This window comes from Microbacterium sp. KU4F, from assembly GCF_056868075.1.
Genome location: NZ_CP200324.1, coordinates 1,967,973 through 1,981,250, shown reverse-complemented (window position 1 = coordinate 1,981,250; position 13,278 = coordinate 1,967,973). Strand labels below are relative to the sequence as shown.

The 13,278-nt window shown below is 71.8% G+C and carries 14 protein-coding genes; 6 read left to right on the top strand and 8 right to left on the bottom strand.

Annotation, left to right across the window (positions count from 1 at the left end; translation table 11 throughout):
- Positions 1-132: 132 nt before the first annotated feature.
- The 4 genes from AC1VNH_RS10095 to AC1VNH_RS10080 form a co-directional block, all read right to left on the bottom strand.
- Positions 133-747, bottom strand: coding sequence for a helix-turn-helix domain-containing protein (locus AC1VNH_RS10095; protein WP_483111202.1), 615 nt, complete (start codon positions 745-747; stop codon positions 133-135).
- A gap of 331 nt (positions 748-1,078) precedes the next feature.
- Positions 1,079-3,781 (bottom strand): molybdopterin-dependent oxidoreductase, encoded by a 2,703-nt coding sequence (locus tag AC1VNH_RS10090; protein WP_483111201.1) that lies wholly within the window; start codon positions 3,779-3,781, stop codon positions 1,079-1,081.
- Positions 3,778-4,614: an FAD binding domain-containing protein gene (locus AC1VNH_RS10085; protein WP_483111199.1), complete on the bottom strand. Its 837-nt coding sequence runs from the start codon at positions 4,612-4,614 to the stop codon at positions 3,778-3,780. Before AC1VNH_RS10085 ends, AC1VNH_RS10090 begins: the two co-directional genes overlap by 4 nt.
- A 351-nt stretch (positions 4,615-4,965) precedes the next feature.
- Positions 4,966-5,556, bottom strand: coding sequence for a TetR/AcrR family transcriptional regulator (locus AC1VNH_RS10080; protein WP_483111198.1), 591 nt, complete (start codon positions 5,554-5,556; stop codon positions 4,966-4,968).
- A 74-nt stretch (positions 5,557-5,630) separates the two neighbouring features.
- On the opposite strand from AC1VNH_RS10080, the gene AC1VNH_RS10075 reads away from it, so the two are divergent.
- Together AC1VNH_RS10075 and AC1VNH_RS10070 are read left to right on the top strand one after the other, a co-directional pair.
- On the top strand, positions 5,631-6,023 hold the full coding sequence (locus AC1VNH_RS10075; protein WP_483111197.1) for a DUF1304 domain-containing protein: 393 nt from the start codon (positions 5,631-5,633) through the stop codon (positions 6,021-6,023).
- 81 nt (positions 6,024-6,104) lie between these two features.
- Positions 6,105-7,082: a zinc-binding dehydrogenase gene (locus AC1VNH_RS10070; RefSeq protein WP_243232191.1), complete on the top strand. Its 978-nt coding sequence runs from the start codon at positions 6,105-6,107 to the stop codon at positions 7,080-7,082.
- A 95-nt stretch (positions 7,083-7,177) separates the two neighbouring features.
- On the opposite strand, the gene AC1VNH_RS10065 is transcribed toward AC1VNH_RS10070, so the two are convergent.
- Entirely contained in the window at positions 7,178-7,945 is a 768-nt protein-coding gene (locus AC1VNH_RS10065; RefSeq protein WP_483111195.1) for a nucleoside phosphorylase, read from the bottom strand.
- Between the two features lie 122 nt (positions 7,946-8,067).
- Positions 8,068-9,138, bottom strand: a complete 1,071-nt coding sequence (locus AC1VNH_RS10060) for an XdhC family protein (protein ID WP_483111194.1) — start codon at positions 9,136-9,138, stop codon at positions 8,068-8,070.
- A gap of 50 nt (positions 9,139-9,188) precedes the next feature.
- On the opposite strand from AC1VNH_RS10060, the gene AC1VNH_RS10055 reads away from it, so the two are divergent.
- Genes AC1VNH_RS10055 through AC1VNH_RS10045 form a run of 3 tightly spaced genes read left to right on the top strand, consistent with a single transcriptional unit; the run spans position 9,189 to position 11,453 of the window.
- Positions 9,189-9,749: a nucleotidyltransferase family protein gene (locus tag AC1VNH_RS10055; protein WP_483111193.1), complete on the top strand. Its 561-nt coding sequence runs from the start codon at positions 9,189-9,191 to the stop codon at positions 9,747-9,749.
- 35 nt (positions 9,750-9,784) lie between these two features.
- Positions 9,785-10,633, top strand: a complete 849-nt coding sequence (locus AC1VNH_RS10050) for a hypothetical protein (RefSeq protein WP_483111192.1) — start codon at positions 9,785-9,787, stop codon at positions 10,631-10,633.
- Positions 10,634-10,670: 37 nt separating this feature from the next.
- On the top strand, positions 10,671-11,453 hold the full coding sequence (locus tag AC1VNH_RS10045) for a hypothetical protein (protein WP_483111191.1): 783 nt from the start codon (positions 10,671-10,673) through the stop codon (positions 11,451-11,453).
- A gap of 4 nt (positions 11,454-11,457) precedes the next feature.
- Here the strand turns inward: AC1VNH_RS10045 and AC1VNH_RS10040 are convergent, their stop codons facing one another.
- A complete protein-coding gene (locus tag AC1VNH_RS10040) occupies positions 11,458-12,099 on the bottom strand; it encodes an NAD(P)-dependent oxidoreductase (protein ID WP_483111189.1) in 642 nt (213 codons plus the stop codon).
- Complete coding sequence (locus AC1VNH_RS10035; RefSeq protein WP_483111188.1) at positions 12,060-12,374, bottom strand: hypothetical protein; 315 nt, start codon at positions 12,372-12,374, stop codon at positions 12,060-12,062. Before AC1VNH_RS10035 ends, AC1VNH_RS10040 begins: the two co-directional genes overlap by 40 nt.
- 215 nt (positions 12,375-12,589) lie before the next feature.
- Between AC1VNH_RS10035 and AC1VNH_RS10030 the strand changes: the two genes are divergently transcribed.
- Complete coding sequence (locus tag AC1VNH_RS10030; RefSeq protein WP_483111187.1) at positions 12,590-13,270, top strand: CPBP family intramembrane glutamic endopeptidase; 681 nt, start codon at positions 12,590-12,592, stop codon at positions 13,268-13,270.
- The last annotated feature ends 8 nt before the right edge of the window (positions 13,271-13,278 follow it).

Below are 13,278 nucleotides of genomic sequence, written 5' to 3'. Positions count from 1 at the left end.
GCGGGCGAGGACCGGAAGCGCGGGGCGAGGCGCCGCGGGGCGGGGCGCGGGCGCCGCGGGCGCGGAACGCTGCCGCTCAGGGCTCAGGGCTCAGCGGTCACCTCTCAGTGCCGAGTGCCCAGCGCTCAGTGCTCAGCGCTCGGCGACGTGCACGAGCAGCAGCACGGCCGGGTCGGCGCCGTCGATGCGCCAGCGGTTGCGCAGCGCTCCGGGGTGCGAGAGGGCGTCGCCCGCGGAGAGCGTCCACGACCCGCGGTCCTCCAGTTCGACCGTCAGCGACCCCGCGACGAGGTAGATCGTGTTCTCGCCGTCGGACTCGAACCACTCGCCCACATACGGGGCGCGGGCGATGCGGTACTCCTGCACGGTCGCGCCGCGTGTGGCGGCCGAGGAGATGATCCGGCTGACGGCGCCGTCGTCGCTCTCGGAGACGGGAACGAGCTCGCCCTCCCCGTGGCGGACGACGTGGATCGGCTCCGGCTCCTCGTTCGCCGGCAGCAGCTCGGACGGCGAGATGTCGAGCACCTTCGCGAGCTTGAAGAGCGTGAGGATCGACGGCATCGTGCGGCCGCCCTCGATCTGGCTGAGGAACGGCTGACTGATCTCCGCCGCACCCGCCAGTGCCCGCATCGACAGCTTCTTGGCCGTGCGGGCGGCGCGGATACGACGCCCGAGCGAGACGCCGATGTACGCCTCCGCGCCGGCGGGGCTCGCCGCATCCGGCTCGGTCAGGGCGTCGGTCGTCACGGACCCAGGATCGCACCGGCCCCGCTGTGCCACAAACCGCACCGGCCGGCCGAAACACTGCGCCCCGGCCCGACCCGTGCGCCGAGCGTGTTCGAGGGACCCGAATCGCGTGCTCCCGACGTGTTCAAGGGACCCGATTCGTGCTGTTTCGGGCCGTGGAGCCGCGCTTCGGGTCTCTCGAACAGAGGAATCGGCGCCGGCGAGTGTTCACAGGGACCCGAAACGTCGTGTTTCGGCCCGCGGAGCCGCGCTTCGGGTCCCTCGAACAGGGGATGCGGCGCGCGCGAGCGTGGGAGCCCCGCGGGTCACGCGTGCGCGGGAGCCCCGGGGCTCACCCCTGGGCGAGCCGCCAGACGCGCTCGCGGGTGAACGGCTGCTGGTACGGGCGTACGCCCAGGGCGCGGGCGATGGCGTTGCCGATCGCCGGGGCGACCGGGTTGTACGGCGACTCGCTCATCGACTTCGCCCCGAACGGACCGAGGTCGTCGCGGGTCTCGGCGAAGTACACCTCGGTGTCGACGATGTCGGCGAACTGCGGCACCCGGTACGTGCGGAACACGGGATTCTCCACCCGGCCGTCCTCGTCGATCAGCACCTCCTCGTACAGTGCGCTGCCGATGCCCTGCGCCGCGCCGCCCTCGACCTGTCCCCGGCACTGCGCGGGGTTGAGGACCGTGCCCGCATCCGCCGACTGGATGGACTGCAAGATGCGCACCGTCCCCGTGGAGGGGTCCACGGCCACCCGCACGGCGTGCACGTTGAACGCGAGCGAGCGCACCTCGCCGAGCTCCGCGCCCGTCGCCGTGAGGCCCTCGGACGTCGCGTCGGATGCTGCCGCCACGATCTCCGCGAAGGAGACCAGCCGTGCGCCGGCGCGCACGCCGTCGGGGGTGAGCTCGGGCTCCGCATCCGGGACGAGATCGCGCGCGATGTGCAGCATCCGCTGCTCGAGGGCGAGGCAGGCGGCGTAGAGCGCCTTGCCGGCCACCGTTACACCTGCCGAGGCGAACGCTCCCGTGTCGTGGCTGACCAGATCGGTGTCGGCCGTCTTGAGGTCGAGACGGTCGACGTCGACACCGAAGACGGATGCGGCGATCTGCCGCAGCACGACCGTGGTGCCGTTGCCGAACTCGCTCGTGCCGGCGCGCAGCGCATAGGTGCCGTCGGGGCGCAGGGTCGCGGTGGTGTGCGAGATGTGGCCGAAGGGAGCCATCGTCGCGATCATCGCGACCGCCATGCCCTCGCCGACCGCCCAGCCTTCCGGCGCTTCGACGCCGTTGCCGCGGCGCAGCGCGGTCTCGGCCAGATCCAGGCACTGGTCGAGCCCGTACGAGCCCCACCGCAGGTCGGGCTCGTGCAGGTCGTCTCCCGGACGGATGACGTTGCGTCGCCGCAGCTCGAACGGGTCCATGCCGAGGGTGAGAGCCAGCTCGTCCATCGCCGACTCGACGCCCAGGATCACCTGGCCGAGCCCGTATCCGCGGAAGGCGCCGGAGGGGACGTTGTTCGTGTAGACGACCTCCGCGTGGATGCCGCGCACGGGCGAGCGGTACACCGTCATCGCATCGGCGCAGGCGTGGAACAGCACGCCCCGCGAGTGGTTGCCGTAGGCGCCGGTGTCGCTCAGCAGGTCGAGCTTCATCGCGGTCAGCACGCCCTCGCGGGTCGCACCGAGGGTCACCGCGACGCGCATCGGGTGGCGGAGGGCCGCACGTTGGAACTCGTCGGTGCGCGAGAACTCGTACGAGACCGGCCGGCCGGTGTCGAGCACGGCGAGCGCCACGAGGTCCTCGGTGAAGATCTCCTGCTTGCCGCCGAAGCCGCCGCCGACACGGGCGGCGAACACCCGCACCTGGGCGGGCTCACGGCCGAAGATCCGCGCGATCTCGTCGCGCACGAGGAACGGCACCTGCGTGCTGGAGCGGATGACGAGCCGGCCGTCGTCGTCGATCCACCCGATCGAGCCGTGCGTCTCGAGCTGCGCGTGCGTGACACGACCGGTCTGCCACGTTCCCGTCACGGTGACCTCGCTCGCGGCCAGCGCCTCGTCGACGTCGCCGCCGTGGTGCTCCTGCAGCGACAGCACGGTGTTGCGATCGGCATGGTCGACGCGGTCCTGCGGAGTGCGGTCGGGGTGCAGCAGCGGAGCACCGGGCGTGCGGGCGGCCTCCGCGTCGAAGACGGCCGGCAGCACCTCGTAGTCCACCCGGATGGCGCGGCAGGCCGCATCCGCCGCCGCGGCCGACTCCGCCACGACGGCGGCGACGCGCTGACCCACGTGGCGCACGACCGAGTCGAGCAGGCGGGTGTCGTCGGGGTCGTCCGTGCGGTGCTCGTGGCGGCCGGTCGAGTACAGGACGTCGGGCACGTCCTCGTGCGTGTACACCGCCACGACGCCTTCGATCGCGCGGGCGGCGGACGTGTCGATCGACCGGATGCGGGCGTGCGCGTGCGGCGACGAGAGCACACGCAGCACGAGCGTGCCGACGACGGGCTCGTCGAACGTGTAGGGCTCCAGCCCCTGCACGATCCGGCGGGCGGCGGGTGGTACGAGCGAGGTGCCGACGGCGCCGGTGGCCGCGGGCCCGGTCTCGCGCACGGGGCCCAGAACCGATGAACGGATGGCCTCGCGGATGGGGCGGTACCCCGTGCAGCGGCACAGGTTGCCCTTCATCTTGCGGTCGAGATCGTCGAGATCGTGCTCGCAGACCGTGGATGCGGTCACGCTCATTCCGGGCGTGCAGAAGCCGCACTGGAACCCGAAGTTCTCCGCGATCGCCTCCTGCACGGGATGCAGCTCGCCGGGCGGGGCGAGACCCGCGGCGGTCGTGACCGAGCGGCCCTCCATCCGCACGGCCGGGATGATGCAGGAGTGCACGGGCTCGCCGTCCAGCAGCACGGAGCACGCGCCGCAGTCGCCGGCGTCGCATCCCTTCTTGACCTCGGTGTGGCCGTGCTCGCGCAGGAGCGTTCGCAGGCACTGACCTGGAGCAGGTTCCGCCTCGATGCCGGTGCCGTTGACCTCGAACCTCATGCGGCCTCCTCCAGCTCGGCGCGGATCCGCTCCGCGAACTCGATGCTCACTCCGCGCCGCCAGTCCGCAGCCCCGAGGGGATCGGTGTAGTAGCCGGTCACCGATCCGACGGATGCGGCGAGGGTCTCCGCATCCGGCAGCTCGGAGAACCGCAGCACGGTGGGCGCCGCGGTGGCGGCGGTCAGGGTGAACACGCTCGTGCCGTCCTCGTCGACGCGGCCGGTGACGACCGCGCCGGAGCGGCCCAGCTCGGCGAGCGCGATCTTGCGCAGGCGCACGGTGGAGCGCAGAGCGGATGAGGGGAACTCGAGCGCGCGCAGGACCTCACCGCGGGCCAGCACGTTGGTGCCGTTGCCGGTGGGCACCTCGGCCACGGGCATGCGGCGCTCGCCGCCGTCGGGCGTCCAGATGACGGCCGTCGCGTCGAGTGCTGCGGCGAGGGAGATCATGGCGCCCGCGGCGAACGAGCGGCACACGTTGCCGCCGACGGTGGCGGTGTTCCAGATCTTGAACGAGGCCAGAAGGGCGTGCGCCGCATCCGTGACGAGGTGCGCGGCGGTCCACTCGGGAGGCACCGGTGGCAGGTCGGCGGCGCGTCCCTCGGCCCAGGCGAGGAAACGGGCGATCGTGCAGGTCGCGCCGACCCGCAGACCGTCGTCGGTGAGCTCGATCTCGGGCCAGTCGAGGGTGGTGAGGTCGACGAAGCCCGTGGTGCCCGGCAGGGGCTCGCTCATGAGCCAGGTGCCGCCCGCCAGGAAGACCTCGCCCTCGTTCAGGCGCAGGTCGGACCGGCTTCTCGCCGGTCGGAAACTCGTGATGGTCGTGATGTCCACGGCTGCCTCGGGATGTTGGTCACATGAACAGCCCTCAGTGAACCAGGGCGGCGTTTCGTGGGTGTTTCGCGTGCGTGAGCCCGCGGTCCCTCGGCGAGCAGGCTACGCCCGCACGCGGACGCAACTCCTGCAGAACCGTGGCGCGGGCCCCGTTGCGGGCCCCGAACCGCCGGTTTTGCAGGAGTTCGGGGGCGCGGATGCGGCGGGATCCGCGCTCGGGTGCGAGCCGCATCCGACCCTTCACGGCGACGTAACTCCTGCAAAACGGGGTGCTACCCCCGGTCTCGGCCCCGAAGCGGCGGTTCTGCAGGAGTTCGGGCGCCGTGACGGTGTGGACGGCGGGGCGCCGGATCAGCGCGGCGCCCACCCGGTGGCCAGGATGCGGGCATTGTCCACCAGGTCGGCTGCCGCCGCGGGCTGGGCGCGCACGATGGCCATGGCCGAGAGCACGTGCGCGGTGCAGGAGCGGGTGAGCACGGCGCGGTCTTCCGCATCTAGGTCGGGGCGGCGGGCGCCGACGCCCGCGGCGAAGGCGGTCGTGAGCTCGGTGCGGTACTGATCGACCGCCCGCTTGACGTGCTCGTCGTCCGCGAGGGTGCCGCGCACGGTGTTCATCAGGAGGCAGCCGTGCTCGGCGAGATGTGTGCGCGGGGCTTGCAGAGCGGCGGCAAGACCGGTGAGGTAGGTCTCGAGCGCATCGGTGCTCACGTCGGGTCCCAGGAGAGGGGCGAGTCGTGGTCGGATCACCTCGTCGAGGTAGCTCTCGATCGCCGCGTCGAACAGCTCGCGCTTGCTGCCGAACGAGTGGTACAGGCTCGACCGGCCGAGCCCGGTGGCCGCCTCGAGGTCCGGAACGGATGCCTCGGCGTAGCCGTGCTGCCAGAACACGTCGCGTGCCGCGCGCACGACCGCGTCCTCGTCGAAGGTGCGAGTACGACCCATTTCGACCACCGCCTTTACTAGAACGTCCATTGCAGTATATATTGAAACGACCGTTGCAATAACAGGAGGATTCCATGCTCATCGTCGGACTCGTGTTCGCCGGCCTCGCCGCCGTGCTGCACGTCTACATCTTCTGGATGGAATCGTTCGCCTGGGATCGTCCGCGCACCCGCCAGACCTTCGGCCTGGGCAGCGATGAGCAGGTGCAGATGACGAAGCCGATGGCGTACAACCAGGGCTTCTACAACCTGTTCCTCGCGATCGCGGTCTTCGTCGGCATCGTCGGCGTCGCCGCGGGTGCGACCGCGGTGGGCGCGGCGCTCGTGCTGACCGGCACCGGGTCGATGCTGGCGGCGGCCCTCGTGCTGCTGCTCTCCGATCGCACCAAGGCCCGCGCCGCGATCACGCAGGGGACCCTGCCGCTGCTCGCCGTCATCGCGACGACGATCGGCCTGCTGCTGCAGTAGAGCCCGCCCTGACGGCAACGACCTCGGGGGCATCCACCCGATGCCCCCGCCTTCCCTCACCCCACGAGAAAGAGGAACAACATGCGCGCCATCGTGCACTCCGCCTTCGGTGATCCTGCCGAGGTCCTTCACGTCGAGGATGCCCCGCTCCCCGAGCCCGGCGCCGGGCAGGTCCGCGTGCGGACGCTGCTCTCGCCCATCCACAACCACGACCTGTGGACCGTGCGCGGCACGTACGGCTTCAAGCCCGAGCTCCCGGCCCGCGCCGGCACCGAGGCCGTCGGCGTCGTGGATGCGGTCGGTGAGGGCGTCGAGAACCTGAGCGTCGGCCAGCGCGTCGCCACCGGCGGCACGTTCGGCGTCTGGGCCGAGTACTTCATCGGCCACGCGGCTGCGATGATCCCGGTACCCGACGCGATGGACGACGTCACGGCGTCGCAGCTGGTCTCCATGCCCTTCAGCGCCCTGAGCCTGATCGAGTTCCTCGAGCTCGAGCGCGGCGACTGGCTCGTGCAGAACGCGGCCAACGGCGCCGTCGGACGCCTCGTCGCGCAGCTCGCGGTCGCCCGTGGCCTGAACGTGCTCGGTCTCGTCCGCCGCGATGCGGGCGTGGCGGAACTCGAGGGTCTCGGCATCGGCAACGTCGTCTCGACCGAGGGTGAGAACTGGCGCGAGCGCGTCGCAGAGATCACCGGCGGCGCCCCGATCGTCGCCGGCGTCGACTCGGTCGGCGGTGCCGCATCCGGCGAGGTGCTCTCGCTGCTCGCCGAGAACGGCACGCTGGTCGCCTTCGGTGCGATGGCCTCGCCCATCATGGAGATCGCCTCGGGCGACGTGATCTTCAAGCAGGCGACGGTCAAGGGCTTCTGGGGCAGCAAGGTCAGCTCGTCGATGGCGCCCGCGCGCCGCGGTGAGCTGCTGCGCGAGCTCGTGACCCGCATCGGCGAGGGCGTTCTCACGCTCCCGGCCTCGCACACCTTCAGCTTCGACGAGATCTCGGATGCGGCCCGCGCCAACTTCGAGCCCGGCCGCATCGGCAAGGTGCTGCTCAAGCCCTGACCGGCGTCATCCCGCCGAGCGAGCATCCGTTCGCCGAGCGCGCATCCGATGGGGTGCTCACTCGGCGAACGGGTGCTCTTTCGCGTGGACGGGGGCTACAGCTCCAGCTCGACCGCGGTCTCCAGGGCCGCCTCGATCGAGCGCATCCAGCCGTCTTTGAGCGCGGTGTTCTTCTCGTCGTACAGCGACGCGCCGTCGACGAGGTTGCTCGAGCAGGCGCACACCATGCCGGCGCGCAGTCCCCGCATCCGCGCGACGATGTAGAGCGCCGACGCCTCCATCTCGACGTTGAGGATGCCCATCCGGTTCAGCTGGCCGATCCACTCCGGCGTCTCGGCGTAGAACGCGTCGTCGCTCACGCTGATGCCGCTGTGCGAGCGCGTGCCGGATGCGGCGGCCAGCCGCTCGGAGTGCCGCTGCAGAGCGAGCGTGAGCGCGAGGTCGGGTACGGCAGGAAAGCCCTTGGGCAGGTACGCATCCGTCGTGCCGTCATTGCGGAAGCTTCCCTCGCTGACGAGCAGATCGCCGGGTTCGATGCCCGGTTGGAGTCCGGCGGAGCTCCCGACGCGGATGAACGAGGTCACGCCGACGCGGGCGAGTTCCTCCACGGCGATCGCGGTCGAGGGGCAGCCCATTCCGGTGGAGGTGGCCGTGATGTGGCGCCCCCTGTACCAGCCGGTCATCGTGCGGTGCTCGCGGTTGTGCGCGACCTCGCGCACGTCGGTCAGGAACTCCGCGACCAGCGGTACCCGGAACGGGTCGCCCGGCAGGAGAGCCACGGACGACACCTCTCCCGGTGCGATGCCGATGTGGTACTGCCGGGCGGTGAGACCGGCCTGGGACTTGTCGACGGGCTGAGACATGGTTGCTCCTCGGGTGCTGAGACGAACGGTTCGTCGCAGTCCCCGCCCTGGCTGCCGCCATGGTTGTTAGGACGCGCGGTCAGGCTAGCACCGCGTGCGCGGCTCCTTCGCCGAGCGCGCCCTCATTCATCGAGCGAGCACCCGATCGAATGCTCGCCCGACGAAAGGATGCTCTCTCGGGAGGCGGAGGTGGATGCGGATGTGCGGGGGTGCAGGGCGCCGGTCCCCGCGCGCAGCGGCAGGCCCGACCCGCCGCGGCGCGCGGCGACGATCTCGGCCAGCACGGCGATCGCCGTCTCCGACGGCGTGACGCCGGCAAGATCCAGCCCGAGCGGCGAGTGCAGGCGGGCGAGATCGGCCTCGGTGACGCCCGCCTCGCGCAACAGGTCCGCCCGCCGGGCGACCGTGCGCCGCGCCCCCATCGCGCCCACGAAGCCGACGGGCAGGGCGAGGGCGGTCTGCAGCGCCGGGATGTCGAGGCGCAGGTCGTGGGTGAGCACGCAGACCGCGGTGCGCCCGTCGAGCTCGCCCCGCTCGTGCAGCTGCTGCAGGTACTCGTGCGGCAGCGCGCAAACCCGTTCGTCGGCCTCGGGGAAGCGCTGTTCGGTGACGAGGGTGTCCCACACGTCGCACACCGACACGGCGAAGCCGGATGCGGCGGCCACCCGGCTGAGGGCTGCGGCGTGCTCGCCCGCGCCGAGGATCACGAGGCGTGGGCGGCGAGGCGCGGCGACCACGAGCAGGTCGTCGTGCAGGGCGCTCTCGGGCACCGTGTCGTGCGGCACGAGCGTGCCGGCGCCGGGCCCCGACGCGACGATGCCGATGGCGGCGGGGCGATCCGCCGCCGCTCGCTCGAGCGCGTCGAGCGCGACCGCATCCGTGGGCGAGACGACGCTGATGACGGCGTCGATCGTGCCGCCGCAGGCAAGGCCCGCGGCGAACGCCTGATCGTCGGTGAAGCCGAACCGCGCCGCATCGCCGGTGCCGCGGGCGAGGGATGCGAGGGCGAGTGCGACCGCGTCGCCCTCCACGCATCCGCCTGAGATCGAGCCGATCACCCGGGCGTCGCGCGTCACGGCCATCGCCGAGCCGATACCACGGGGAGCGGAGCGGGCGACTCCCGTGACGGTGATGGTCGCCACGGTCTGCCCCGCGCGCAGCAGCGGCAACAGGTCGGCGGCGAGTTCGAGCATCCTCCCACGCTAACCAGCGCGTGTTTCGTGCGCGATACGCTGACCTGATCATGCCCCAGCCACGCGTCGCCGGCCTCGTGCTCGCCGCGGGTGCGGGGCGCCGGTTCGGCTCTCCCAAGGCGCTCGCCCGTACCCCCGACGGACGTTCGTGGCTGGCGCTCGCCGTCGGGGCGCTGCGGGATGCGGGCTGCCTGCCGATCTACGTTGCCGTGAGCGCGGCCCTCGACGAAGTGCTGCCGCTCGTGCCCGCCGGTGCGGAGCCGGTCCTCGTCGCCGATCCGTCGGAGGGGATGAGCGCCTCGCTGCGCGCGGGGCTCGCGGCCGCGACCGCCTCGGATGCGGTCGCTCTCGCGATCGTCACCGTGGACACGCCCGATCTCCCCGCCGCCGCGGTGCACCGCGTGGCGAGCGATGCGGATGCCGCAGCGCTCGCGCAGGCGGTGTACGACGACCGACCGGGGCATCCCGTGGTGATCGGCCGGGAGCACTGGCCAGCGCTGGCCGCATCCGTCGTCGGCGATCGCGGCGCCCGCGACTATCTCCGTGCCCACGGGGCGCGGATGATCGACTGCGCCGATCTCTGGTCGGGCGAAGACCGCGACACCCGCTGATGCGCCCGGATGCGGTCGCAGCCCAGAATGGGCCTATGCCCGACGACACCGACGACGAGCTGGCGCGTCTGCAGGCGCGTGCGTACGGTCCCGCCGCGGACATCGACGCGGAGGGCCTTGCCCGGCTCGCCGAGTTGCAGGAGGGCAGGGCCTCCGCCGTGCCCGCCCCCGCGCAGAGGACGGATGCCACGGACACGCTCGCCGCGCTCTTCGGACCGCCGGCGGAACCTGAGGGCGTCGCCTCCGCTGTCGCGGGCCCGACGCGGCGCGGCCTGCGTGCCGGACTGCGCGAGGACGACCTCGCGCCCGCACCCGAGCCCGAGGTCGTGTTCGAGCCGCTGCCCGAGGCTGCGCCGGAGGGTCCCGCGGAGGAACCGGCGGTGCCCGCACGACCGAGCGCCGTCTCGCGGATCGCTCCGCTGCTGCCGAGCGGACGGATGCGGTGGGTCTGGATCGCGAGTCTCGTGGTGGCCGTGGTCGTGACGGCGCTGGTGACGACGTGGGTGCGTCCCTCGGACGGCGCGGGACAGTTGGCGAGCATGCATCTCCAGGGCGACGTCGTGAGCGGGGAACGTACGCGGGGAGGGATGTCGGAGCGGGAGGGTGTTCGCTACTACGGCGACTACCTCGGTCTGCACATCTACTCGCTGAACTCGTGTCTTCAGGCCGCTGTGGGCGAGACGCGCACACCTGTCTCGGGCACCTGCGCAGGCGAAGGCCTCCCGCCGATCATGGACATCTACTTCGGCGGGACGAGTTCCGGTGGGGACGCGGCGGTGCCGGATGCGGTGCGCGAGCGGTACCCCGACGGCGGCGTGCTGCGGTTCACCCTTCGGGACGACACTGTGCTCGTCGACGAGGGTGATCTCCCCGGTCGCACCTGACCGCCCCGGTCCAGCCCGACACCGAGCAAGGAGGAACATGTCCGACCCGACCGAGGAAGAGCTCGCGCGCCTGCGTGCCCGCGCCTACGGACCGGATGCCGATCTCGACGAGGCGGGGTTCGCGCGGCTCGCCGCGCTCGAGGCGGAGCTCTCGCCGCGGGGGTCGAGCGCCGCGCGCGCCCCGGAGCCGGAGACAGAACCGGAACCGGAGCCGGAGGCAGAACCGGTCGCCACGCCGGCTTCGGTCACCGCGGAGGACCCGCCTTCCGCCGAGGAGTCTGAGCCGATGCCGCTCATCGCCCCGGTCTCGCTGAGTGCGGAGCCCGTGCCGCGGACGCTCGATCGCCGTCTGCGCGTGGCCTGGGCCGTCAGCATCCTCGTGACCGCGGGGATCGCTGCCGGAGTCACGGCGTGGACGCTGCCGTGGGGCGTGCGCGACGACCAACACCACGCGGCGCGGCTCACCGAGCAGTCGGGGGAGGTCCCGGCGATGACCGAGTGGGAGATCCCCGGGTTCGAGCAGGGCGACCTGCGTTCGTACGGCTCCTACAGCGGTCTGGAGGTCTACGCGACCGACGTGTGCATCATCGTCAGGGCCATGACGCAGGACGAAGGCGGGTCGGGCTCCGGCACGTGTGCGGGCGCGGGTCTCGAGCCCACCGTCGATTTCTACGTCACGCGCACCTCGGGTACGGGGGCCGGCGGCATGGGCTATCCCGAGGAGCTGCGCACGCGCTTCCCCGACGGGGGCGTCGTGCGTTTCACGCGCCACGGCGACGTCGTCCTCGTCGACGAGGGGGAACTACCGCCCGGGTTCTGAGTCCTCAGGTGCGGATCACGACGTTCTCGGGCTCCTCGCCCGCGAGCAGGTGGGCGATCTGGCGCCGCACGAGGGCCACCATCCGCGGCTGCATCGCCGTCGATGCGCCTCCGACGTGCGGCGAGATGAGCACGCCCGGCAGCTCCCAGAGCGGGTGATCCGCCGGGAGGGGCTCGGGATCGGTGACGTCGAGCCCGGCGCGGATGCGGCCCCGACGCACATGATCGACCAATGCGTCCGTGTCGATGAGGCTGCCGCGTCCGACGTTGACGACGAGCGCGCCGTCCGGCAGGGCGGCCAGCTCCGCGTCGCCGATGATCCCGCGGGTGCGCTCGGATGCGGGGAGCGCGAGGATCAGCACCTCGGTGTCGGCGAGCACCGCGTGGAGATCCTCGAGCGCCGCCACCTCGACGCCGTCCTCGGTGCGGGCATGCGTCGCGACGGCGCGCAGGTGCACCTCGAAGGGACGCAGACGCGCGGCGATCGCCTTGCCGACGCCGCCGAAGCCGAGCACGGTGGTGCGGCGGTCGGCGAGGCTCTGCGCGAAGGCGCGCGTCCATTCGCGCTGACGGGCGAAGACGTCGAGTTCGCGCTGCACGGCGAGGGTCAGAGCGACGGCCAGCTCCGCCGTCGACGTCTCGTGCACGGTTGCCGCGTTCGCGAACACGATCCCCGGGGGCAGCGAGCTTCCGTGCCCTCGTAGCCGATCGACTGGCTCTGTACGAGGCGGGTCCCGACCCCCTCGAGTCGTGCGACGACGTCGCGCGCGCTCATGTACGGCGGTACGACCAGATCGATCCTGTCCGCCGGGGCGGCCGCATCCATCGGCCACACCTTCACCTCCACCTGCTCACCGAGGTCCGCCAGCTCGGTGGCGAAGGAGGGATCGGGCACGGACACGATGAGGCGGGAGGGCGTCATGCTGCGAGCGTAGCCACCCCGTCGATGAGCAGCCGGGGTGTTGCGTCGCCGCATCCGTTGCGGGTCGTACCCGCGTCCGCCCCGCACCCGCGTCAGCGACCGCTCTGCAGGAGATCGCCGTTGTTCAGGAGGATCCCGCCGGAATCGTCCTGCTGAAGGGATTTTTCCTGCGCACGGGATGCGGCCGCGGCCCATGCCCGCTCTAGCCTGGCGTCGTGTCCGCCATCCGGGTCGTGCGTCCGGCGCGGCCGCGCGTTCGCGCGGCGGTGGCGATCGCCGTGGTCGTGGTCCTCGTCGGGGCCATCGGGACAGCGGCCGCACTCCTGTACCCGGTGGTGTCGGACGCCAGTGGCCGTCTCACCGTGTTCTTCGGGGTCTACCTCGCGATGGTGACGCTCGTCATCCTCGCGCACCGCTTCGACGGGCTGCGAGCGAGAATCCCGCTCGGCCTCACCCGCGAGCGACCCGCACGGCAGATCATCGCCGGCATCCTGCTCGCGGCTCTTCTCCTGCTGCTGGTCGTCGGCGTTCCCGCGCTGGCGGGTGCGGATGTGGGCGGCATCGTCGGCGCGGGCCAGAACGCCCTATGGTTTGCGCTCGTCTCCTCCCTCACGGTGGGTGTCGCCGAGGAGCTGATGTTCCGGGGATATCTGCTGGGGCGGCTGCGGATCGCCCTCGCATCGCGCACGGGCGCGATCATCGTCTCCTCCGTGCTGTTCGGGCTTCTCCACCTCGTCAGCGGCGACATCGTGCAGGTGTTGGTGACCGCGTGCATCGGAGCGCTGCTCGCGACAGCCCGAGTGATCTGGCCCAGCTGCTCTCTCGCCTCGGTCATCGTCGCCCACGTCCTCTACGACGCGAGCCTGGCCGTCATCGGCGCATCGATCGCCGGCTGACAGCCGGT